We start from the raw sequence: 21,604 nt of genomic DNA, 5'->3' as shown, positions 1-21,604 counted from the left end.
TACCCAAAATATGAAAAAACTGGCAACAATACTACACAAACAGTATTGTTTTTTTCTTTTAAACAGTACTTTTGCTACTCTATATAGGTTTAATATAAAAGCACATCACATTTTTTCTATTTTAAAAATGTGATGTGCTTTTTTTATTATATTGTCAACAATCTGAATCGTGTTGGCAACGCCAACACGATTTAACTGTTTTTAATTAGAATGGTGCAATACCAAAGTCATTTAAAGGCCACCACCGTAAAACAGCTTTCCCCTCAATTAAACTGCGACTTGCTAAACCAAAATCATCGCCATCATGAGAGTTCAAGCGATTATCTCCTAATACTAAGTAATAACCTTCTGGAATAACCATTTTTCCATCAACTTGTGTCAATGTTGTATTTTCTGGAGGAAGATTTGGGTAATTCGCCCTTACTTGTCTTAACATCTCTTCAAGTGTTTTATCTTGCATTAATTTATTATCATATCCTAACTCTTGACGTGCTGCATCTAAATATTTTTCTTCATAAACAGTACCATTGATAATTAACTTATCGTTGCGATATTCTAATGTATCGCCGGGCATACCAATCACACGTTTGACATATACTTTCTGATGTCCTTTTTCATCAAAAGTATAGTCCGGAGATTTTAAAATAACCACATCAAAACGATTAATATCTCCTAGCCGATACATAAACAAATTTTGTCCGTCTTTTAAAGTCGGTGACATTGAACGTCCCACAACAGAAACACCGTCAATCACATATAATTTGAGCAGAAAGCTAAGTGATAAAGTGACAACAATCAACATGATATACTGCAATACTTCTTTTAACAAACTTTTCTTCTGTTCAGTTTGTTTATAGCGTCTAGCCATTCATTTCACCTCACTATTATTTAGCTAATTCAAGTGCTTTTTTGAGCTGTGTATCATTTCCTTTAACTTTTTCTGCTAATAAATGATTTAATACATCAGCCGTTTGTTCATTTAATGCTCCTGTAACCTCTAATTGTTGACTAGATTGTAAAGTTTTGATAGCTGCTTGCGTTTGTTCATCAATCATTCCAGTCAAATAAACCGGATAATCCAATGTATTTAGAACTCTTTGAAGATTTAACACATCTTGCATATTCTCTTCCAACTTAGTTCCCTCTGAACTGCTTAAAGACACACGATTATACGTGGCATATTCTGGTAATTCAACAACTTCTTGTGGCTCAATACCTTTTTCATGAATCCATTCTCCATTTGGTGTCAACCATTTGGAATATGTAATTTTAATTCCTGTACTATCAGTCAGTGGAAAAATAGATTGAGCTGTTCCTTTACCAAATGTCTTTGTTCCGACTAATGTCGCACGGTTATTTTCTGATAAAGCTGCTGCGAAAATTTCTGCTGCACTCGCACTTCCGTTATTGACTAATACTATAACTGGCTCAGTCACTTTAAACGTTCCAAGTGAACTGTTGGCTACACTTTTTTGAATACCATCTTTTTTGTTATCCATTTGGTATAGTACTTGTCCTGTTTCAACAAACATATTTGCAATCTGCTCTACTGAATTAAGTAACCCTCCTGGGTTAGATCTCACATCAATGACAAAAGATGTTGCTCCCTCTTTTCTTAATGCCGTAATGGCTTCAACCAATTCATCATAAGTTGTTTTGGCAAATGAAGAAATGCGGATAATCCCGATGTGTTTATTGGCATCATCTAATCTATGCGTCACACTATTTAACGGAATGGAATCACGGACAAGAGTAACATCAAATTCACTAGATCCGCGTCTAATTTTCAAACTTACCGAGGTTCCTTTTTTCCCACGAACTTTCATAGCTAATTCATTTACTGATTTTCCGGCAATATCTTCTCCGTCTACTCCAATAATTAAATCATCTGCTCTTAGTCCTGCTTTAGATGCTGGCGTATTATCGTATGGACTAACAATTCTAATATAATCCCCTGATTTTTCAATCTCTATACCAACGCCTTCAAATTCACCGTCTGTTGATTGCTGTAAACTTTCCCATTCTTTTTCATTCAAATATGCCGTATATTTATCTCCAGCAGCAGATACAAAACCTGATAACGCTCCGTCAATCAACGTGTCTTCATCTAGTTCACCAATGTAGACCTTTTTCATTAATTCATAACTTTTAGATAACCCTTTGACTAATCGACTAGGTAATGCTGATTGCGTAGATGAAGTTTCATCGGAATAATTCATATCTATTTTCTCTTGTATAACACCATACGTTAACCCAACACTAAGGATAATCGTTAAAGCAATCATTCCTAAAAATGAACTTACAGAAAAAGTAATCATTTTTTTATTTTTTAACATAATCTACCCCACCACTGTTTCAAGTGCAATTTCCATCATTGCTGTAAATGTTTGTTCTCTTTCTTGTGCAGTGGTTTCTTCTCCTGTAATTAAATGGTCACTAATCGTTACCATTGCCAATGTTTTAACACCGTGCTGTGCACCTAAAGCATATAATCCTGCTGCTTCCATTTCAACAGCTAACACACCATAGTCTGCTAATTTTCCTTTATTCATCTCTGCATCATAAAATCTATCTGCAGATAAAATGTTCCCAACATGTAAATTATGATGTCCTAAACGTTTAGCAGTATGATATGCCTTGTCTAATAATTCAAAATTAGACACTGCTGAAAAACTCACTTGATCTGCAAAAATATGTTTAAAAATGCTTGAATCTGTGCTTGCACCTTGCCCTAAGACAATATCTCTAATTTTAACATCTGTATTCATTGCACCTGCTGAACCAATTCTAATTAATGTTTTGACTCCATATTGTGTAATCAATTCATTAGCGTAAATCATAATAGACGGTATGCCCATTCCTGTTCCTTGTACTGAAATACGTGTGCCTTTATATGTTCCAGTATATCCAAACATGTTTCTAATGGTATTATATTGCACCACATCTTCTAAAAATGTTTCTGCAATAAATTTTGCACGTAACGGATCTCCCGGTAATAACACGATTTCTGCAATTTCTCCTGGTTTTGCTGCAATATGTACACTCATTTTCTCTACCTCTTCTTTCTTTTACTTTGTACACAATTCTTTGTAAACTTCCCATAATTCATCAAAGTTTTGAATATATTGGCTGTAAATATCTGTTAATTCAATATAATTAACAATCTCATCATATTGATCAGAGTGTTTCGGAAAACCTATATCCTCCGATACAACATTAGCAAAGCATGTATGCATATCCTTTTTATACGGATCTACATAAGTTAAAATAAACTGATAAAACGATCGATACATATACTCTCCTATTTTTTATAATAAATTATCGCAAACGCACCCTCACCTGTGTGAATGGCCACAGTTGGAATTGTATACCCTATATGAAGTTTTTCTTTAGGCAACATTTGTGATAAACGCTGAATTTGTGCGTGAATGAACTCTGTTTCTTTTACATAAGACAATGAACATTGCTCAATTTGGCTAATTTCAAGATCTGGATATACTGTTTCGTCCATAAATGACTGAATCGCCTTAGCACCTCGTCCTTTTTGTAAGGGTAATAATTCACCATTTTTTACTTCAAAAATCACTTTAATATTTAATAGGCTAGATAATAAGCCTTTTGCACGGCTCACACGTCCACCTTTTACTAAATTATCCAATGAAAAAACACAAATATAAAGTTGCGTATTCTCTCTAACATGCTGAATATGTGCTAAAATTTCCTCTTTGTTTGCTCCAGATTGTGCCAATTTAGCAGCCTCAATGACTTGATAGGCTTGAGCTCGATCTGCCATACCACATTCTATTACAGTCACCGAATTTTTTGACATATTTCCGGCTTGTCTAGCAGCATCTACTGTCCCACTTAACGTAGAAGCAACATGAATTGAAATAATTTCTGTTCCTTCCTCATAAGAATCAAAAATATCTAAAAAAGTCCCAATAGACGGTTGACTTGTTTTTGGCAACGTCTTTGCTTGCGACAACACTTGATAAAATCTGTCTTTAGCCATAGCCGGATCATTTTCAACATAGGATTGATTATCTACCAATATGTTTAAGTATGCCACATCAATATGATATGTTTTGATTTCTTCTTCAGTTAGGTTTGCAAGGGAATCCGTCACAATTCTAACATTTTTCATACTAATCTCCTATCATTACCAATTTATCCCATGATCATATCATAGACACTTAGATTATACCAAATTTCAAAAAAAAGTGCTATTCTTATAACAAAAAAGACTGTATATGTTCATACAATCTTCTTTTCATTATTTTCGTAAAGCCTCTTGTCTTAATTTGCTGACTTCGTTCTTTTTCAGCGCTCGCCATTGTCCAGCAGCTAAATTTTCCAAAGTTAAAAAGCCGAATCGTTCTCGTTTTAATTTCATTACAGGTAATCCAACACCCATCAACATTTTTTTTACTTGATGATTCCACCCCTCATGAATAGTTAATTCTATTCGTGATGTGCCTTTATCATAATCAGTAGATAATACCGTTACTTTAGCTGGAGAAGTCATCTTCCCATCAATTTTAACACCATAACGCAACTGCTTTATTTGTTTGTCATTAGGGATACCTTTTACTTTAGCCACATAAGTTTTGTCTACATGATATTTAGGATGCATCAATAATTGTGCTAATTCACCATCATTTGTTAATAGCAACAAACCAGTTGTATCATAATCTAAACGACCAACAGGATAAATACGCTCACTAACATGGGGAAAATAATCAACAACAACACGTCTGTTTTTATCATCACTAACAGCCGAAATCACTCCTGCTGGTTTATGAAACAGATAATAAACTAGAGTCTCTTTATACAATGGGACACCATTAACTTCTATTTTATCATTTGGGCTAACTTTAGCACCTAATTCTCTAATGCAGATCCCATTGACATAAACTTTACCATTCACTATCAATTCTTCACATTTACGACGAGAAGCAACACCTGCATGTGCCATAACTTTTTGTAATCTTTCCAATTTTCACTACTCCTCACTTTCTGATAATTGTGCATAGCGTTGATTAAATAAATCTTGTATGTCTTCCTGATTGTTTTCCATTAAATTACTTATATCTGGCAACTGATTCATGTCTGTAATACCAAAATAATTCATAAAATAGTCTGTTGTTCCATACAAAATAGGTTTTCCCGGACTGTTTTCTCTCCCTTTTGATTCAATCAAATCACGCAATTGTAATTTTTGTAACGTTCCACTTGATTGAACTCCCCTGATTGTATCAATTTGTGCTCTTGTTAAGGGTTGTTTATAAGCGATAATTGCCAAAGTTTCTAAAGCTGCCTGCGATAATTTTGTAGCAAACGGAGAAATTGCATATTGTCGAATACTTTCTGCATATTTACCTTTCGTCACTAACTGATACCGACCAGCAAAAGACACTAAAGCAAGCCCTGAATGTTCATCATCACTATATTTCTGTTGTAATTCTTGGATAGCTTCCTCGACTAAAGATAATTCTTGTCTAGTTAATGCCACAAGATCTGCTAATAAAAGCCCCTCATCACCCGAAACAAACAAAAGACTCTCAATTTCTCCTAAAATACTCATGTTTTTACCTCATTTATTATGTTATATCAAATTTTTCACTACACTCCACTTGTTAATGTGACATCTATATCTTGATGAATAGCTTCTCCCTGTGCAATTAAAATATCGCCACCTAGTACACTTTGTTCAAATACTATTTTTTTTGATTTTGCTAACTCTAATATCGCCAAAAACGTTGCAATTAATGTTGGTTTAGAATCAACAAACTCAAAAATAGAAATCTTTTCCGTACAATTTTTCAACTTGTCTACAATCATCTGCATAGTTTGTTCAACAGAAATAACGTCCATTTCAATTTTAGCTTGAATAGGTTGACGCTCAAGTTGTTTTTGAAACATTTTTTTAAATGCTTGAATCACATCATCTAAATGCACTTCACCAACTTTCAGTGGCACACTATCTTGCAAAGTTTCTAAATTACTAGGTTCTTTTGTAAAATATTGTCCTCGTTCGTCTTCTTTTTCTTTTAACACTTGTGCAACTTCTTTAAATTGCTGATATTCAATCAATTGCCGTACTAGTTCTTCCTCTAAATTTTCATCTTCCTCATACATCTCATCAAATTCTACCACATCAACTCTAGGCAGCAACAAACGACTCTTTATTTCAAGCAAGGTAGCCGCCATAACTAAATACTCTCCTGCAATATCTAACTGCATAATAGACATCGAGTGAATAAATTGTAAATATTGCTCAACAATAATCAACATTGGAACTTCTTGTATATCCATTTTTGTTTCTTTAATCAAATGTAACAATAAATCTAGTGGACCTTCAAAATCGTCCAACTTAATTAACAATTCCTTTCCCTTCTCCATACCTCAATGCCTTCCTTTTTTACTGCATATAGAGTACACGAAAAAATAGGCTTTTGTCAAATTCAGCATGTTGTTCAACTAAAAATATACCCTGAACGACAAAAAATGTTACATAGGGATTTTTTTAGTGAAATATAGTAAAAAATGTGTTAAGAATGGCTTTGTAATGCGTAGTATGACCAAATATAATTAACTGTAAATTTTTTTAAATGGACAAAATTATGGACAAATAAAAAATCCCCTAGCCAAAGGCTAGGGGTTCTTTACAGTTCTTCAATTTTATACGTTTTTTCACCTAATGTGAATTGTGTACTTTCTTTTGGTGCTTGTTCCAAAATTTGCCATGCTTCAACAATATCTTGTTCTAACACCCAACCGATTGCCACGTTGTTTGTTGCTAAACGATACGCACGTTTAGAACTTTTAACCTCCAAAAATTTACTGTTGCACAATAGCACCTATACACAATTCACACGTCAAGTGCCTAGCCTACATCAAATGACCTATTCCTATTTAGCAACATGTATAAAAAATCAATGTTCAGTGCAAAAGCCGTACTAGTCTGCCTATTTACAACAGCTATAAAAATAGCATATTATTTAGCGACTCAAGTACATATAGTTTCTCTAAAAAATTAATGTGTAGCATGTGATGCAAGGAAAGAAGTTATAAAACTTCAGTCATTTGCTTCATATTTATATGGAAAATTTTTTTAACTTATGTTTTAATCAGTTAGAATGCACTTTACATTTTAGAGCAATAGTTCTGTTGAAAAATATGATGTTCATCAACAGGATACGTTTTTTTATGTTAATGCAATCTATTTATATTTTCACATAGCAAGAAATAGTTTACTAGTATAAGATGTTCCTCTATACCTTGGCACTATTCTTTCCATTTTCTTCATAAACATATATCCAAAACACAAAAAACGGTATGCACTCTTATCGCATACCACTATCATTTCTACTCTTGCTTTCTTGCTGCTGTCTAGCTATATCCTCTTGCTTATTGATATAGTCTTTTTTCAACTTCATGAGTTCATTGTCTAAAACTTCTATTTGTTGCCTATACTCTTTATTAACATAATCTAAAGTGTCTAATAATTGATTAACATACTGCCGTGATTGTTGTGTAGTATCTTCCTTATAAATATGCTGTATATACTTCACAAATTCTTCTGTTTTTACGTTAACTTGTTTTTGAAAATGATGCAATGTATCTTGACTTGTTTGATAACGTTTCTTTTTCTCATGATACTCTTGCTCAAGCTCATAGTATTCGTTTTCCAACCTCAACATATCCTAACCTCTTTTTTTATAGGTGTTTTTAATTGCAGTTCGGGCATACTTTGTAGCGTTTGTTCTGCTGCTTGTGCAGCCTTCCCACTAAATCCTTTCTGCATATTGTTAATAAATTTATGTTTTGTATTCTCATGAGATGTTTGCCTACCACTCACTAGTAATTGTTCCAGTTCTGTTTGTAATTGACTAATATAATTGGTTCTAGCATTAATAATGCTGTAAAGTAGTGTGTGTTCTTGTTGTTGCATAAACTTAATAAATTTTTCCAACTGTACCTGATAATTTGTCAAACTATCAATATCAATAAAATCCATTATTTTGCCCACCTTTCTTGTACACTCCCCATAACTTGTTCAAAATTGGCTCCTTGTTCTTTATCTAAGGCTTCTAGGTGTTCAATAGATTTAAACAACGCTTCTGAAAACTGGTCTATCCTTAGTTTATAATCATCTAATTCTTTCACTGTCATTGCTTCAATATCCTCATTCCAAAAATTTGGAACTTGCACACATTCCAAAATTGCATGCACTTGTGCATGCGACAGAAAATGCGCCACGGCATGAGCTTGTCTATTCATATCTTGAATAATTTGATAAATCTGTTCTTTGTAGTTTTTAATGTGGCGCTTGAAATCATTAACAAAATTTTCGGTTTCTAGCATTGCCAATTGACCTGTCGAAAATAAAAGCTGTGAGCGTAAGATAAGTTGCTTTGCACCGTGTGTTTCTCCAATACTCTGTTGTAATTTAGGAATATTATCTATGTTCCATTGTATACTTTGTTGCCTTGTTTCTTCAATAATAGATTGATACTCTTTCATAAATGAAAACGCACGCCTTATTTTGCCACCGACATTAGCTTTTTTAAATTTATTGAGTAATTCTGCCACCTTTTCTCCTGCTCTTAAATATTCTGGATGAAAATCTTCACTGGCTACAAGAACATTACCATAACTATCTATTTGAAACTCCCCAAAATCGTGAGAACTAAGATTATCAAAGGTTGATGTAAAATGTTTTGGAATAATGACATTTACACGTCCAACTTGTTCATCAAGAGGTGTGTGACGATTAAACATAGACACAAGATCAAAAGGATTCACATAATAAGTTACTTTTTGACTTATTTTTGCAATTTTATCTTTAGACAACTTCATCTTTTTTAAGCTAGCCATTGTGTCTGGACCTTGAAATACAACAACTTCTCCAATTTTATCCAAATTCTCATCCGTTAATTTTGCTAGAGATTGCACACTAACAATAGAACCTAAAGAATGCCCCGTTATATGCAGTTTCGCTTTTGGAGCATTTCTTCCCAACTCACCCAATTTCACATCTATGGCTGTGTTGGCTAATTTGGCTTGTGGAATATAATCATCAAACAATGTGAACATTGCATTATTCCATACCCAATCATTTATAGTATCCGATGAAAACCCGTCACTTCCCCTAATAGACAAATATGCATCCTTTGTTTCCAAATTCAATGTAGGTGTATCCGTCAAAAAATAGGATTGAAATCCCTCTTTCTCATCAACTAACACACTTTTTCTATGTTTTGACGTTGAATTTTGCCCAGCTTGTTGAGTAGAATCGGATTGTAAATACACAACACCGTTATTTTTTAAATGTTGCCCACCGAATGTAGTGTCACCGTCTTTTCCGCTTCCATCGACAGAATAGTCTAATAATTTATTATCTATATTTGGTAATATATCTGGAAAGTTATACGGTCTATCCACATACGCGCTTTGTGCTAAATTCGCATATAAATTATCAAAGGTTTCTAAATTACTCATATATCCACCACCCTCCATCTCTAAAAATACTTGGATCATGGTTCATTCCCATTTTTTCTACACTAGGAATTTCCGTTTCTTTTTCTAAATAAAAATCTACACTTATCCAGGTAGTATGTAAATAGTTAAATTTACCTTGTATTGCCAAATTATAACTCGTTATAAATAGACCATTACTAACACCACCTACACGCAATGTATCCCAATCCCACTGTACACTCTCTATCTTGGGATACCACTCTTTTACTTTTTCTAATATCTCTTGTTCATGTGCTTTTAAATATTCCAACTGTTTTTCTTTTGGACTTTTTTGTGTTGTTCCATTTAATGAAAACTGTTCGCTTTGCCACTGACTCACCATAACTCCACCTCCTATTAAACATATTATCCCTACAATCATTAACCAGTTTTTCTTTTTCATATGCTCTCCTAAATGTCCTTGATACCAGTATAGCCTTATTCGTGATTAGTATATTTTACTCGCAAAAAACAATCCTAGATTTAAATATAATTTTGATATATTTTTAACAAATTTTTCTATCTTAACCCTAAAAAATCCATAACATCTATCTTTACATGCGTTTTAAACCAAATTCGCATATAAATTATTAAAGGTTTCTAAATTACTCATACGGTATCCAAATCCCTTCTTTCAAAATGCTTGGATCATGATTCATCCCCTTTTTATCTATATTCGGCATATCTGTTTCTTTTTCTAAATGAAAATCAATACCTATCCATGTATCTTCTATATGGTTGAACTTTCCTCTAATTGCCAAATTATAACTCGTTATAAATAGACCATTACTAACACCACCTACACGCAATGTACTCCAATCCCACTGTACACTCTCTATCTTTGGAAATCTCTTATGTACATACTCAAACATCTCTTGTTCATGTGCTTTTAAATATTCCAACTGTTTTTCTTTTGGACTGTTTTGTATTGTTCCGTTTAATGAAAACTGTTCACTTTGCCACTGACTCACCATAACGCCACCTCCTATTAAACATATTATCCCTATCATCATTAACCAGTTTTTCTTTTTCATATGCTCTCCTAAATGTCCTTAATACCAGTATAGCCTTATTCGTGATTAGTATATTTTACTCGTAAAAAAACAATCCTAGATTTAAATATAATTTTGATATGTTTTTAACAAAAATTTCTATCTTAACCCTAAAAATCCATAACATCTATCTTTACATGCGCTTTGCACTAAATTCGCATATAAATTATCAAAGTTTTCTAAATTACTCATAAGGTCTCCAACCCTCAGGTGTTAAAATACTTGGATTGTTTAACATACCCATTTTTTTTATATTCGGTATATCTGTTTCTTTTTCTAAATGAAAATCAATACCTATCCATGTATCTTCTATATGGTTGAACTTTCCTCTAATTGCCAAATTATAACTCGTTATAAATAGACCATTACTAACACCACCTACACGCAATGTATCCCAATCCCACTGTACACTATCTATTTTTGGAAATCTCTTGTGCACATACTCAAACATCTCTTGTTCATGTGCTTTTAAATATTCCAACTGTTTTTCTTTTGGACTTTTTTGTGTTGTTCCGTTTAATGAAAACTGTTCACTTTGCCATTGACTCACCATAACTCCACCTCCTATTAAACATATTATCCCTATCATCATTAACCAGTTTTTCTTTTTCATATGCTCTCCTAAATGTCCTTATTACCAATATAGACTTATTTATGATTAGTATATCATATACACATTAGAATTCAATCATATGTTTACACATTTTTCACAAAAAGTTGCACCATATAGATATAACTTTCTGATGTTAAAAATCCCCCTCTATTTTGTTAACTCTTATAGATAACTAATTCTTCTATACAAAGTGATAAATAACTTTTGAAATTATACTATCACAAAAATAAACTAATCATTGTAAAAAAGATTTATCAACTTACAATTTATAAGTTTTTTTACTTTTTATATACAAAATAATCGTGTTGATAAACAAAAATAGTTTACCAACACGATTTTATACATTCAGAAAAGTACTTTTGTATTGCACATCATAAAGTTTGAAATCTTACCATATCAACACTATACGATTATTCCAATGTGGTACCTGTTTTCTTTAGATTTTTTCTCAATCCATTTTACATAAATAAACTACTTTTCTTAAACTAATTCCAATGTTTTTTTCACTAAACATTTAAAGGAATGTTTCACCCTTTGTGTCACTTCCACAACTTCAGCATGGCTCAATGTTTCTCCACTCATTCCAGCAGCTAAATTGGTAATGCAAGAAATTCCCATAACTTTCATTCCAGCATGATTAGCTACAATTGCCTCTGGAACAGTTGACATACCAATAGCATCTGTTCCTAACACTCTAAACATTCTAATTTCTGCCGGTGTTTCATAAGACGGACCAGAGTACCATGTATATACGCCTTCTTTTAAATCTATACCAACTTCTTTAGCTGCTTTTTTAATCGTTTCTTGATATGCTTTATGATACACTTGTGTCATATCAGGGAAACGTGGCCCTATTTCATCATCATTTTCACCAATTAAAGGATTAGGGCCTGCATAATTAATGTGATCTGTAATCATCATTAATGTTCCAGGTTTAAAACTCTCGTTTACTCCACCTGCAGCATTCGTTAAAAACACTGACTGAATACCTAATTCTTTAAATACTCGAATAGGAAATGTAATAGAATCTAAGCTATATCCTTCATAATAATGAAATCTACCTTTCATTACAATAACTTTTTTCCCACTCAAAGTACCGAATACAAGCTCATTAGAATGCCCTTCAACTGTAGACACTGGAAAATGGGGTATATCCGAATAACTCACTTCAATAGCTTGCTCTACTTCTTGAGCCAATTCTCCTAACCCAGAACCTAAAATTAATGCACATTCAGGATTTGCAATCCCTTTGCTTTCTAAAAATTGTGCTGCCTCTTTAATTTTTTGTCTATACACTAAAACCATTTTATCCTCCATTGTTTCATTTATATATCTTTATTCAATTACCTATTACATAGCACATTTTGTTATTTAAGCATTACTTTAATTTACTAAATAAGCTGATTTAAAAAACTATTTCCTTGATCTGTTTTTTCAACAGAGAAATTTTCTGAAATCGTTGCCGCAATATCTGCAAAATGCCCACCTGAATGTAATGCTTTTGATTGCGTAAATTGTTTAGAATATACAAGAATTGGCACATACTCTCTTGTATGATCAGTTCCTTTGAAAGTTGGATCATTCCCATGATCAGCCGTAATTATTAATAAATCATCTTCTGCCAAATGTTCAATAATTTCAGGCAAACGATTATCAAATGCTTCCAAAGCTTCTTTATATCCTTTAGTATCTCGACGATGTCCATATAAGGCATCAAAGTCTACTAAATTTAAAAAACTTAATCCGGTAAAATCAGATGCCATTACATCTAACAGTTTATCTACTCCGTCCATATTATCTTTAGTACGAATAGCTTTAGTAATCCCTGCTCCATTGAAAATATCATTAATTTTTCCAATAGCAATAACATCATAATGAGATTGTTCTAAATAATTTAGAGTCGTTTCTCCAAATGGGCTTAGTGCATAATCATGACGATTGCTTGTTCGCTTAAACTGTCCAGGTACACCAACATAAGGTCTAGCAATAATACGTCCTATCATATACGGATCTTCTAAAGTAATGCTTCTCACATATTCACAAATATCATACAATTCTTCCAATGGTATAATGTCTTCATGAGCAGCAATTTGTAATACTGGATCAGCAGAAGTATACACGATTAATGCACCAGTTTCCATTTGTTCCTTACCATAATCATCAATCACTTTTGTTCCACTATATGGCAAATTACAAATGACTTTTCTTCCTGTATAGTTTTCAATTTTTTCTAATAATTCTTCTGGAAATCCATTAGGAAATGTTCTAAACGGAGTATCAATGCGTAATCCCATGATTTCCCAATGACCAGTCATGGTATCTTTACCAACAGACACCTCTTGTAATTTTGAAAAATAGCCCTGTGTTTCAAGCATATTGTCTACGCCCTCTAAATGCTCAATTTTACCTAAGCCTAATTTAGCCATATTAGGCACATGTAATCCTTCTTGCTGTGCAATGTGTCCTAAAGTATGCGCACCTAAATCGTCAAATTTATCAGCATCTGGTGCTTCTCCAATGCCTACTGAATCCATTACAATTAAATGTACACGTTTAAATTTCATATCTCTTCACCTTTACTCTTTGCATGAGGATGAGCCATAATGTATTCATCCATTATTTTTTTCTTTTCTAAATGTGTATAAATCTGTGTTGTTACTAAATGTTCATGTCCCAATAATTCCTGTACAGTCCTCAAATCCATACCTCTAGTTAATAAATGCGTCGCTATAGAATGACGGATAGTATGAGGCGTAACTTTCTTAGTAATGCCTGCTTGAATTAATAGTTCTTTTAACAATTTCCAAATCCCTTGTCGTGTAAAATGTTTCCCTCGTCGATTTAAGAAAACATAATCCCCTGAAGTTTCGATGCAATACTCCAATCGAACGAATTGATAGTATTTTTCCAAAGCTTCAATAGCTAACTCTCCCAAAATAACTATTCTTTCTTTGTTTCCTTTTCCAATAATATGTATCATTTTAGTATCCAAATGCACTTGAGAAATCTTTAACTCGCACACTTCTGAAACACGCATTCCAGTAGCATACATCACTTCCAAAATAGCTTTATCTCTAATACCTTTTAAAGTGCTACAATCAGGTGTATCTAATAGCAGATTAATTTCTTCCTCAGATAAAAAAGTTGGTAAATTTTTTCTTTTTTTAGGCAGCTCTATTCTGCTCATTGGATTTTCCGATGTTACTGCCTCATTTTTTAAAAATTTATGGAATTTTCGTAATGCCGAAATCTTTCTACTTGCACTTGTCGATTTTATTCCCTCATCATATAAACTAGCTAAAAAATGACGAATATGATCTTGGGTCACATCATGCCACTTTTCTACTTTATATGTTGACACTAGAAAATGATAATATTGATTTAAATCTATTTGATAGCTGTCTACACTATTTTTTGCCAAACCTATTTCTTGTAATTCAATCAAAAAATCTTTGATGACCAATTTATTTAACATCATGCTGAATTAAATAAATACTCCCTTTTTTTTGTTCAATCTTCTTTTCTTTTAAAAGTCTACCAATAGCACGTTTAAATTGTCCTTTACTAATACCAAAATATTGTTTTATTTCATCTGGTTGACTTTTATCTGAATACGGCAAACTGTAAGTTGTAGACTGTTCTAATAACGCCATAATCATCTGTGAATCATCGTCTATAGCTTCATGAGCACGTTGTCTTAAAGAAATATTCAACACTCCGTCTGGTCTAACTCCGATAACTCTTCCCTTGACACGCTCCCCTAGCCTTGGTTCATCAACACGTTCACTAGGATGAATAAATCCAATATGATAGTCAGATGTCAAAATATACGTCCCTACTAATTTTAACCTAAAAGCAATCCCTTCAACATCTTGATTATGGCTACTTTCTTTGCCTTTTTTAGCAATTGTTCTAAATATTTTTTCGCTGGCTAGTTCTCCCCAAATTCTCTCTTTTTTATCTACTTTTAAACTTAATAATAGTTTATCTTCCTTTTTAGGCCATAAAGACGTTATTTGTGGCAAATCATCTAAAGATACAACAATTTCTTTATCTGGCAAACCAATATCAACAAATACTCCCAAATCCTTACGCACCTGAGTTACTGTGCCCCATCCATATTTACCTTGTTGTACTTTAGGAATACATGTTGTCATACGTCTTTTTTTTGTACTTGATTCATAAACAAACCCTTGAACCATATCTCCTATTTTAAGTTGATTGTTCTCATTCTTATTCTTATCTAAAGCATACGTAACGCCATTTTTTTGAACAAAATACTGCTCTTGATTTTCGTCTATAATCATTGCGGTAATAGTTGTTCCATATACTGAATTATCCATTGCTTACCTCCATTCCCATTATTTTAGCATAATTTATACATAAAACCTAATGATCTTGTCTTATGTATAGTATAGCTCATTATTTTTCGAAAATAAATACTTGCTTTATGATTTCATGAGTTTTCAACTGACTAGTCAATACCATTTTATTTTGTTGATGTTCAATAAACACGTTTCCTAAATTAAAAGAAATATATTGCTTATCATATTTTAGTGGATTCTCTTTAATTTTATTCCATACCATGTGAATCATTATTTTTCCTAAACGATGCCTCTTTTCTAAGATTAACACGCTATTTTTGTGAGCATACCCAATTATACCTATACTCATACATAAGAGTATAATACTTAAAACCGATATCACACCTAATAATATGCTCCCTTTCTCATGATTTTTTAAGCATTTGTCTAGTATAGATTGTATGTTCATATATTTTCCCGTTTTCAAATCTAATACGTACAATAATGTAATCATGATGTTGAAATAAGTTCCACGATTGCACGTTTAAGAGTAACGGTTCATGACCTCCTTTTGAACTTGTCCGTCGAATCATATTTTTATACTGTTCATAATAAATATACTTATCTTCTTGCCTTGTCATTAATACATTAAAATCTACCTTTTCCATATATTCTTGACTTATTTGATTTTCAAATTCCGTACAAAACTGATACCAAGCTATATCATGGCTATTTTCCTCATACGTTCTATACGTTTTTATTGTATGTACACTAGATAAAACGATAACACAAGTCACACTTAAAACAAATAATGCCACAACAGTTTCTACTAAAGTAAAGGCTTGTTTAGTCTTCCATGTAGATATAAATCGGATTTTCTTTGTCTTCATATATTCTGACCTCTTGTAAGTTATAATAAATAGTAACCTGTTGTCCAATTTTCTTTTCTTTCTGTTCTATGACACAAGAATCTGCTAATCTTAAAGCCTCAATTTGTTGTAATCGTTGATTTTCTTGTTGATAAAATTGTACTAATGTTAGTGAACACAATAAGATAGCACTGCTTATTATGGTAAAAGCAAAAATACTCTCTAATAAGATAAAGGCTTGCTTATATTTTAATCTTTTCAATCCAAAAAACTCCTTTCCCAAACTGAACATGTACAATATACATATAATGCTTGTCCTTTAAAATAGCATTTTGAAATTGAATAGCATGTCCACTAAAAGCTGCAAAGCGATAGTTTACTGCATTGACGTGGATATGTTCAGGAACTGAAATGGGTTTAGCATGTGGAACTGTACTGAATACACTTTGTTGATTAATTGTACATGTTACCTCTTGTCCACTAATCAATGCATACTGTTGTGCCAAATACAATTGCTGTTTAATGGTTTGAACAAATAGTTCTGTTTCAACTTCCTCACGTACATATTTTGGAACTTGAATTGTAAATATCCCTAATAATACCACAATAGATAAGACAACTAGAGTTTCAATTAATGTATACCCTTGTCTATTCTGGATACGATACATGACCATCTCCAGAAATGCTAATGTGACGTTCCAAGGCTTCCTCTGCTTGTTTATGGCTTAAATAGCCACCCTCTACAAGTGCATCTAATGAAACAGATTGATTTTTATTTTCTAGTTCATAAAGTTCAACTTGCGTTTGAATAACACTAGCTAGAGCTTGGGTTCCTTGCTTATCAATCCTTTCTCTTTTAGCTCCAATATTAGGTACAACCAATAACATTAGAATAGCCACAATAAATAGAACAACTAACATTTCTAATAATGTAAATGCTTGTTTACTTTTTAATCTTTTTTGCATAAAAATTCTCCTTTCTTATTTTAATATCATTTATGATAATAGTGTATCTACTAGAGATAACATAGGTAACATCAACGTTAAATATACTAAAACAACAATTATTCCTACAATTAAGAACATGATAGGTTGTATAAATGTTAATTTTAATTCAATATCTTTTTCTAAACGTGTGAAACAATCTTTAGAAAATACTGTCAATTTCAACGGTAGCTGACTAATTTTTTCACCATGTTGAACAATATAGAGCATCTCCTCTTTCAAAAATGACAGATGTTTTAATGTATCATGAAGTTGATTTCCAGTTTGTGCATAAGATTCCAACACACAAGCAAAATCTTTTAACAAAAGTGAGGTATTGCCATTTTTTAGTAAGTGGACTATCTGAGATAGAGAATAGCCATTTTCATAAAAGTAAGCGAGTTCACGACTAAAATACGCTGTATAATATAATTTAATCCATTCTCTAAACGGTCTGATTTTACATAAAAGTACAACTCTTTCAAGTGCAGATTTGTGCCTATAAACTAATTTTATACTAGTAAAAAGTCCCAAGAACCCAAAAATTATTCCACCAATAATACTTGGCAATTCTTTAATGAGCATAACGGTTATTGAACTCAATGCATTTTGTTTTTCAGAAAGTTGCATAAGTTGAGGTAAAAAAAATTGCCTTATTCCAAATAACAATAGTAAAACAAAAGCAAGTAATATGAGTGGATACACACATAATCGTCTTAATTTATTTAATTGATGATGCCGTGTTTCAATTTCTTTTCCACAAGTGTGTAGCACTTGGATAAATTGTCCATTTTCTTGTGCTAAATAAATTTGAGCAATTACTGATTGTTTAAAATTCAATTTATGCAATGTTTGATCAAACCTTTGTCCTATTTTCATCATTTTAGTGACATACCTTAACGCCTCTTTTTGTTTGGGCATAATAAGTTCTAAAAACTGTAGCACTTCTTCCATGACAAATCCTTCAGCTAATAATTCTGCACATTTAACTAAAAAATATGCTTGTGTCTTATAAGTCCATTTTGTCCTACTCATCAATCCAATACTCCTCTAAACAACGTTTTGAAATAAATTGCATAGCGTATGCTCTTTTTAATTGTTTATTGAATCCATTTAAAGCATAGTCTTTTAAGAAATAATGACGAATGTACTTAATACTGACAATATCTGTTAAGGCTAAACGTTTTTGGGCAAATGGAATATGTTGACAAAACAACTGGCAATCATCTTGACATAACGCACAGTATCGTGGAAGTAGACGCTGTGATACAACACCTGTTAGCGTTTCATAAATCAGATTATCGGAAATAGATAAGTCTTTTAATCTTTCAACTACTCCTATACTACTTTTAGCATGAATAGTAGCAATCACTAAATGCCCTGTTAGTGTGGCACGAATTGCCATTTTTGCTGTATTGACATCCCTTATTTCGCCAATGACTAAAATATCTGGATGATGGCGTAAACTTGCTTTAATTAAAATATCGTAATCAATACCTGCTGCTTCATTAATTTCTGTTTGTAAGAAACGATCATCTGTAATTTCGACTGGATCTTCTAATGTTAAAATATGTGTTGCTTTTTCATCGTACAATCTTCTTAATAAATAATGTACAGTTGACGTCTTCCCTGAATCAACCGGACCAGCAAAAATAATCAATCCTTGTTTACGTTGTAATAAGTGATACAATTTTTCAACTTCTTTTGGAAAAAAATGAGGCAAAGTACTCAGTTCTCGTTTCATTTTCAATAATCTAATGACCATTGACTCTTGGGAAAGAAAATTACTGATTGTTGATGTCCTCACTTCAAAATGGCAATCATGAATACTCATTCGCATAGCTCCTGATTGAGGTTTTCGTTTTTCTCCTACGCTCATACGACTACCGTATTTAAAATATGCTATTAGGCGTTGTCCGTATTCGTATGATACACGTTTCATCAACACTAATTTGTCTAAATAGCGAAAATAAATATGATAAGACGTATTAAGTGGTGTAATATGAATATCTGAAATATGTTTGTCTAATGCTGCCATAAGCATTTTTTCAGCAAATTGTTCAATCATTTTGCATCCCCCCTCTATCCTTTACTTATAATATACGCTCTTTTTTATATTTTTTAACATCTCATTGAATAAAATAAGACAATATGCTAAAATGCTATAATACAAATTATGAATAGGAGTATTTTATGAAAAAAACAATCCAATCCTTAGCAATTATTACATTAGGATGTTTTCTGTTTGCCTTCACGGTTAATACCTTTCTTATCTCCAATAAAATGGGACAAGGTGGTATTAGTGGATTATCCATGATGCTATTTTATTTAACAGGAATTCCTATGAGTTTGTTTTATTTTCTGTTAAATGGTATTTTGCTCATTTTTGGCTTTAAATTTTTAGATAAAAAAACATTACTCTATACAATCTACTCTATTGTAATAACTTCTCTTTTTCTATCGACTACGACCTTTTGGACATATACATTCCAAGATCCTATTTTGATTACAGTTGTAGTAGGTGTTCTTGTTGGTATTTCTATAGGTATTATTTTATCTGCTGGAGGCTCAACAGCAGGATTAGATATTATTGCACTTATTTTAAGAAAATATTTTCATATCCCAACTAGTGTGTCATTGTTCTCCCTAGATTTATTCATCATTGTTCCATCACTTTTTATTATAGGTTTTGAAAAAATGGTGTATACATTAATTATGTTAGCTATTACAACTAAAACAATTGATTACATTTTAGAAGGATTCAATGTCAAAAAATCTGTCACAATTATTTCAGAGCATTATGAAGCCATTGCTGAACACATATCTCTACATATTCCACGTGGCATTACGATACTAAGTGGTACAGGGTATTACACTAAAGCTCAAAAACATATTCTGTTTATTGTCATTGGACGCAACCAATTATTGAAACTTACACGTATCGTTAATAAAATTGATCCTACAGCATTTATGACTATTTCAGATGTCCACAGCGTATTAGGTGAAGGTTTCACATTTAACAAACATTGATGCTGTCATTTATAATATACGTTATTATCTAGATTATTTTTCATGTGATAAAAATAAAAGCAATACATTTCCCAATCAAAGAAATGTATTGCTTTTATTTAGGCAATCTCTGCCACAACGTCAAACTAGAAAATTATCATTTTAATTTAACAAGTATACTTACTATATAAAAAATCAAGTGAAGAGATCCTTCATCACATCTTCACTTGATTTTGCAATGCTTAATAGTATGGAGGTGTTAATCATGCATTGCAAAAAGCCTGCAAACGAGCAAATATCAAAGCTATTACCTTTCACGCTTTACGACATACACACGGGTCAATTTTACTGTATAAAGGTTCATCAATTTTATATATCAAAACGACTTGGTCATTCATCAACTGCTATTACACAACAGGTATATTTACATTTAATCGATGAGTTGAAAGATACAGAAGAAAAAATGGCGTTACAAATTTTTGACGAGTTATGATTTTGTCCAACCCAAAAATACTTTTTAATATTTTTTAATACTTTCTAAAACACAAAAAACGCTATATAACAACATTTTCAACGTTATATAGCGTTTAAATATTTTCTAAATATGGAGGCTCCTGCGTGACATTTGTTGTCTCCTTTTTGTTTATTTGTAGGTTTTTTATTAACCTCACGAGTATATAGTACCAAAAACGTTCCCGTTTGTCAACAAATAATTTCACTTTTTTATCAAAAAGTTTCATTTTGGGAACATTTATGTTATACTTATCTTGAAATGGAGGTTTTTTATGAGATCGAATTCTGAAATTGTTGACTTAATCATATCTCTATATAAGCAACGAGGGTATAGTCTTAGTAAATTATCTACTATGACAAAAATTCCTAAATCATCTTTATCAAGATACTTTAACAAAAATAGACAATTTCCTATAAATAAAACAAATATTTTTGCACAAGCTCTTAATGTCAGTGAAGAATATATTTTGGGAGTATCAACAAATAACGTAAAAATAGATAATGATACAAAAGTATCAACCCTACAATCAATCATAGATACTTCCACACAACTGCATGAAGATAGACAACAAGTCGTGCTAGACACTGCGAAAAAACAACTAAAAGAACAGAACCGTAAATCAAATATCACCAATATAAATGAAATAAAAGAACGTTCAACATCATATGTGTCTAATAATACTAATATTACTGAATACGGTGATATTGACTTGTACGGTGGGATTAGTGCAGGTACCG

Annotated in this window: 29 protein-coding genes; 3 read left to right on the top strand and 26 right to left on the bottom strand. The window is 32.2% G+C overall.

All coding sequences use genetic code 11. From position 1 onward, the window contains the following. Positions 1-205 precede the first annotated feature (205 nt). From lepB to comGA, 26 genes are all read right to left on the bottom strand, one after another. A complete protein-coding gene (gene lepB / locus E4T68_RS05635; RefSeq protein ID WP_135124962.1) occupies positions 206-868 on the bottom strand; it encodes a signal peptidase I in 663 nt (220 codons plus the stop codon). Between the two features lie 16 nt (positions 869-884). Further along, positions 885-2,336: a S41 family peptidase gene (locus tag E4T68_RS05630; protein WP_135124960.1), complete on the bottom strand. Its 1,452-nt coding sequence runs from the start codon at positions 2,334-2,336 to the stop codon at positions 885-887. A gap of 3 nt (positions 2,337-2,339) precedes the next feature. After that, positions 2,340-3,047: a purine-nucleoside phosphorylase gene (deoD, locus tag E4T68_RS05625; protein ID WP_135124958.1), complete on the bottom strand. Its 708-nt coding sequence runs from the start codon at positions 3,045-3,047 to the stop codon at positions 2,340-2,342. Between the two features lie 21 nt (positions 3,048-3,068). Continuing rightward, a complete protein-coding gene (locus E4T68_RS05620; RefSeq protein WP_135124956.1) occupies positions 3,069-3,293 on the bottom strand; it encodes a YozE family protein in 225 nt (74 codons plus the stop codon). 8 nt (positions 3,294-3,301) lie between these two features. Beyond that, complete coding sequence (locus E4T68_RS05615) at positions 3,302-4,144, bottom strand: DegV family protein (RefSeq protein ID WP_135124954.1); 843 nt, start codon at positions 4,142-4,144, stop codon at positions 3,302-3,304. A gap of 129 nt (positions 4,145-4,273) precedes the next feature. After that, positions 4,274-4,996: a pseudouridine synthase gene (locus E4T68_RS05610; protein ID WP_135124952.1), complete on the bottom strand. Its 723-nt coding sequence runs from the start codon at positions 4,994-4,996 to the stop codon at positions 4,274-4,276. Positions 4,997-5,002: 6 nt separating this feature from the next. Continuing rightward, a complete protein-coding gene (gene scpB, locus E4T68_RS05605) occupies positions 5,003-5,584 on the bottom strand; it encodes an SMC-Scp complex subunit ScpB (protein ID WP_135124950.1) in 582 nt (193 codons plus the stop codon). 38 nt (positions 5,585-5,622) lie between these two features. Then, positions 5,623-6,402, bottom strand: coding sequence for a segregation/condensation protein A (locus E4T68_RS05600; protein ID WP_135124948.1), 780 nt, complete (start codon positions 6,400-6,402; stop codon positions 5,623-5,625). A 263-nt stretch (positions 6,403-6,665) separates the two neighbouring features. Continuing rightward, complete coding sequence (locus E4T68_RS09310; protein WP_167753834.1) at positions 6,666-6,836, bottom strand: hypothetical protein; 171 nt, start codon at positions 6,834-6,836, stop codon at positions 6,666-6,668. 510 nt (positions 6,837-7,346) lie between these two features. Then, positions 7,347-7,703, bottom strand: coding sequence for a hypothetical protein (locus tag E4T68_RS05595; RefSeq protein ID WP_135124946.1), 357 nt, complete (start codon positions 7,701-7,703; stop codon positions 7,347-7,349). Then, positions 7,697-8,020 (bottom strand): hypothetical protein, encoded by a 324-nt coding sequence (locus E4T68_RS05590; RefSeq protein WP_135124944.1) that lies wholly within the window; start codon positions 8,018-8,020, stop codon positions 7,697-7,699. Before E4T68_RS05590 ends, E4T68_RS05595 begins: the two co-directional genes overlap by 7 nt. Next, a complete protein-coding gene (locus E4T68_RS05585) occupies positions 8,020-9,504 on the bottom strand; it encodes an alpha/beta hydrolase (RefSeq protein WP_167753833.1) in 1,485 nt (494 codons plus the stop codon). The genes E4T68_RS05590 and E4T68_RS05585 overlap by 1 nt, the downstream gene beginning before the upstream one ends. Beyond that, positions 9,497-9,925, bottom strand: coding sequence for a hypothetical protein (locus E4T68_RS05580; protein ID WP_135124940.1), 429 nt, complete (start codon positions 9,923-9,925; stop codon positions 9,497-9,499). Before E4T68_RS05580 ends, E4T68_RS05585 begins: the two co-directional genes overlap by 8 nt. Positions 9,926-10,127: 202 nt before the next feature. Then, positions 10,128-10,556 carry a hypothetical protein gene (locus tag E4T68_RS05575; RefSeq protein ID WP_135124938.1) on the bottom strand — a complete coding sequence of 143 codons (429 nt, stop codon included), beginning with the start codon at positions 10,554-10,556 and terminating at the stop codon, positions 10,128-10,130. A 202-nt stretch (positions 10,557-10,758) separates the two neighbouring features. Then, on the bottom strand, positions 10,759-11,187 hold the full coding sequence (locus E4T68_RS05570) for a hypothetical protein (protein WP_135124936.1): 429 nt from the start codon (positions 11,185-11,187) through the stop codon (positions 10,759-10,761). A gap of 480 nt (positions 11,188-11,667) precedes the next feature. After that, positions 11,668-12,492: a purine-nucleoside phosphorylase gene (locus E4T68_RS05565; protein ID WP_135124934.1), complete on the bottom strand. Its 825-nt coding sequence runs from the start codon at positions 12,490-12,492 to the stop codon at positions 11,668-11,670. An 86-nt stretch (positions 12,493-12,578) separates the two neighbouring features. Next, positions 12,579-13,751 (bottom strand): phosphopentomutase, encoded by a 1,173-nt coding sequence (gene deoB, locus E4T68_RS05560; protein ID WP_135124932.1) that lies wholly within the window; start codon positions 13,749-13,751, stop codon positions 12,579-12,581. After that, entirely contained in the window at positions 13,748-14,665 is a 918-nt protein-coding gene (gene xerD, locus E4T68_RS05555) for a site-specific tyrosine recombinase XerD (protein ID WP_245175685.1), read from the bottom strand. The genes deoB and xerD overlap by 4 nt, the downstream gene beginning before the upstream one ends. Further along, the gene (locus E4T68_RS05550; RefSeq protein WP_135124930.1) at positions 14,652-15,530 is read right to left on the bottom strand and encodes a S1 RNA-binding domain-containing protein; all 879 of its coding nucleotides are present in this window, start codon (positions 15,528-15,530) and stop codon (positions 14,652-14,654) included. Before E4T68_RS05550 ends, xerD begins: the two co-directional genes overlap by 14 nt. Before the next feature lie 79 nt (positions 15,531-15,609). Further along, a complete protein-coding gene (locus E4T68_RS09305) occupies positions 15,610-15,774 on the bottom strand; it encodes a hypothetical protein (RefSeq protein ID WP_167753832.1) in 165 nt (54 codons plus the stop codon). 142 nt (positions 15,775-15,916) lie between these two features. After that, positions 15,917-16,381, bottom strand: a complete 465-nt coding sequence (gene comGF / locus E4T68_RS05545) for a competence type IV pilus minor pilin ComGF (RefSeq protein ID WP_135124964.1) — start codon at positions 16,379-16,381, stop codon at positions 15,917-15,919. Beyond that, on the bottom strand, positions 16,338-16,622 hold the full coding sequence (gene comGE, locus E4T68_RS05540; protein WP_167753831.1) for a type II secretion system protein: 285 nt from the start codon (positions 16,620-16,622) through the stop codon (positions 16,338-16,340). Before comGE ends, comGF begins: the two co-directional genes overlap by 44 nt. Continuing rightward, complete coding sequence (gene comGD, locus E4T68_RS05535; protein ID WP_167753830.1) at positions 16,603-17,028, bottom strand: competence type IV pilus minor pilin ComGD; 426 nt, start codon at positions 17,026-17,028, stop codon at positions 16,603-16,605. Before comGD ends, comGE begins: the two co-directional genes overlap by 20 nt. Then, positions 17,009-17,326, bottom strand: coding sequence for a competence type IV pilus major pilin ComGC (gene comGC / locus E4T68_RS05530; protein WP_135124924.1), 318 nt, complete (start codon positions 17,324-17,326; stop codon positions 17,009-17,011). The genes comGD and comGC overlap by 20 nt, the downstream gene beginning before the upstream one ends. A gap of 30 nt (positions 17,327-17,356) precedes the next feature. After that, the gene (gene comGB / locus E4T68_RS05525; protein ID WP_135124922.1) at positions 17,357-18,379 is read right to left on the bottom strand and encodes a competence type IV pilus assembly protein ComGB; all 1,023 of its coding nucleotides are present in this window, start codon (positions 18,377-18,379) and stop codon (positions 17,357-17,359) included. Next, complete coding sequence (gene comGA / locus E4T68_RS05520; RefSeq protein WP_135124920.1) at positions 18,372-19,412, bottom strand: competence type IV pilus ATPase ComGA; 1,041 nt, start codon at positions 19,410-19,412, stop codon at positions 18,372-18,374. The genes comGB and comGA overlap by 8 nt, the downstream gene beginning before the upstream one ends. 125 nt (positions 19,413-19,537) lie before the next feature. Between comGA and E4T68_RS05515 the strand changes: the two genes are divergently transcribed. The 3 genes from E4T68_RS05515 to E4T68_RS05505 all read left to right on the top strand — a co-directional run. Continuing rightward, on the top strand, positions 19,538-20,374 hold the full coding sequence (locus E4T68_RS05515) for a YitT family protein (RefSeq protein ID WP_135124918.1): 837 nt from the start codon (positions 19,538-19,540) through the stop codon (positions 20,372-20,374). Between the two features lie 249 nt (positions 20,375-20,623). Continuing rightward, complete coding sequence (locus tag E4T68_RS05510) at positions 20,624-20,794, top strand: tyrosine-type recombinase/integrase (protein WP_135124916.1); 171 nt, start codon at positions 20,624-20,626, stop codon at positions 20,792-20,794. Between the two features lie 344 nt (positions 20,795-21,138). Further along, on the top strand, positions 21,139-21,604 hold a 466-nt coding region (locus E4T68_RS05505; RefSeq protein WP_135124914.1), incomplete at its 3' end, for a helix-turn-helix transcriptional regulator.

The organism is Granulicatella sp. WM01 (genome assembly GCF_004570605.1).
Classification (GTDB): domain Bacteria; phylum Bacillota; class Bacilli; order Lactobacillales; family Aerococcaceae; genus WM01.
Note: the sequence above shows the minus strand (reverse complement) of the source record. Positions and strands in the feature narration are given on the sequence as shown.

Excerpts from the sequence above, each read along its gene's own strand:
- lepB (WP_135124962.1), bottom strand. The coding sequence starts at position 868 with ATGGCTAGACGCTATAAACAAACTGAACAGAAGAAAAGTTTGTTAAAA.
- E4T68_RS05630 (WP_135124960.1), bottom strand. The coding sequence starts at position 2,336 with ATGTTAAAAAATAAAAAAATGATTACTTTTTCTGTAAGTTCATTTTTA.
- deoD (WP_135124958.1), bottom strand. The coding sequence starts at position 3,047 with ATGAGTGTACATATTGCAGCAAAACCAGGAGAAATTGCAGAAATCGTG.
- E4T68_RS05620 (WP_135124956.1), bottom strand. The coding sequence starts at position 3,293 with ATGTATCGATCGTTTTATCAGTTTATTTTAACTTATGTAGATCCGTAT.
- E4T68_RS05615 (WP_135124954.1), bottom strand. The coding sequence starts at position 4,144 with ATGAAAAATGTTAGAATTGTGACGGATTCCCTTGCAAACCTAACTGAA.
- scpB (WP_135124950.1), bottom strand. The coding sequence starts at position 5,584 with ATGAGTATTTTAGGAGAAATTGAGAGTCTTTTGTTTGTTTCGGGTGAT.
- E4T68_RS05600 (WP_135124948.1), bottom strand. The coding sequence starts at position 6,402 with ATGGAGAAGGGAAAGGAATTGTTAATTAAGTTGGACGATTTTGAAGGT.
- E4T68_RS05595 (WP_135124946.1), bottom strand. The coding sequence starts at position 7,703 with ATGTTGAGGTTGGAAAACGAATACTATGAGCTTGAGCAAGAGTATCAT.
- E4T68_RS05590 (WP_135124944.1), bottom strand. The coding sequence starts at position 8,020 with ATGGATTTTATTGATATTGATAGTTTGACAAATTATCAGGTACAGTTG.
- E4T68_RS05585 (WP_167753833.1), bottom strand. The coding sequence starts at position 9,504 with ATGAGTAATTTAGAAACCTTTGATAATTTATATGCGAATTTAGCACAA.
- E4T68_RS05580 (WP_135124940.1), bottom strand. The coding sequence starts at position 9,925 with ATGAAAAAGAAAAACTGGTTAATGATTGTAGGGATAATATGTTTAATA.
- E4T68_RS05575 (WP_135124938.1), bottom strand. The coding sequence starts at position 10,556 with ATGAAAAAGAAAAACTGGTTAATGATGATAGGGATAATATGTTTAATA.
- E4T68_RS05570 (WP_135124936.1), bottom strand. The coding sequence starts at position 11,187 with ATGAAAAAGAAAAACTGGTTAATGATGATAGGGATAATATGTTTAATA.
- E4T68_RS05565 (WP_135124934.1), bottom strand. The coding sequence starts at position 12,492 with ATGGTTTTAGTGTATAGACAAAAAATTAAAGAGGCAGCACAATTTTTA.
- deoB (WP_135124932.1), bottom strand. The coding sequence starts at position 13,751 with ATGAAATTTAAACGTGTACATTTAATTGTAATGGATTCAGTAGGCATT.
- xerD (WP_245175685.1), bottom strand. The coding sequence starts at position 14,665 with ATGATGTTAAATAAATTGGTCATCAAAGATTTTTTGATTGAATTACAA.
- E4T68_RS05550 (WP_135124930.1), bottom strand. The coding sequence starts at position 15,530 with ATGGATAATTCAGTATATGGAACAACTATTACCGCAATGATTATAGAC.
- E4T68_RS09305 (WP_167753832.1), bottom strand. The coding sequence starts at position 15,774 with ATGGTATGGAATAAAATTAAAGAGAATCCACTAAAATATGATAAGCAA.
- comGF (WP_135124964.1), bottom strand. The coding sequence starts at position 16,381 with ATGAAGACAAAGAAAATCCGATTTATATCTACATGGAAGACTAAACAA.
- comGD (WP_167753830.1), bottom strand. The coding sequence starts at position 17,028 with ATGTATCGTATCCAGAATAGACAAGGGTATACATTAATTGAAACTCTA.
- comGC (WP_135124924.1), bottom strand. The coding sequence starts at position 17,326 with ATGCAAAAAAGATTAAAAAGTAAACAAGCATTTACATTATTAGAAATG.
- comGB (WP_135124922.1), bottom strand. The coding sequence starts at position 18,379 with ATGAGTAGGACAAAATGGACTTATAAGACACAAGCATATTTTTTAGTT.
- comGA (WP_135124920.1), bottom strand. The coding sequence starts at position 19,412 with ATGATTGAACAATTTGCTGAAAAAATGCTTATGGCAGCATTAGACAAA.
- E4T68_RS05515 (WP_135124918.1), top strand. The coding sequence starts at position 19,538 with ATGAAAAAAACAATCCAATCCTTAGCAATTATTACATTAGGATGTTTT.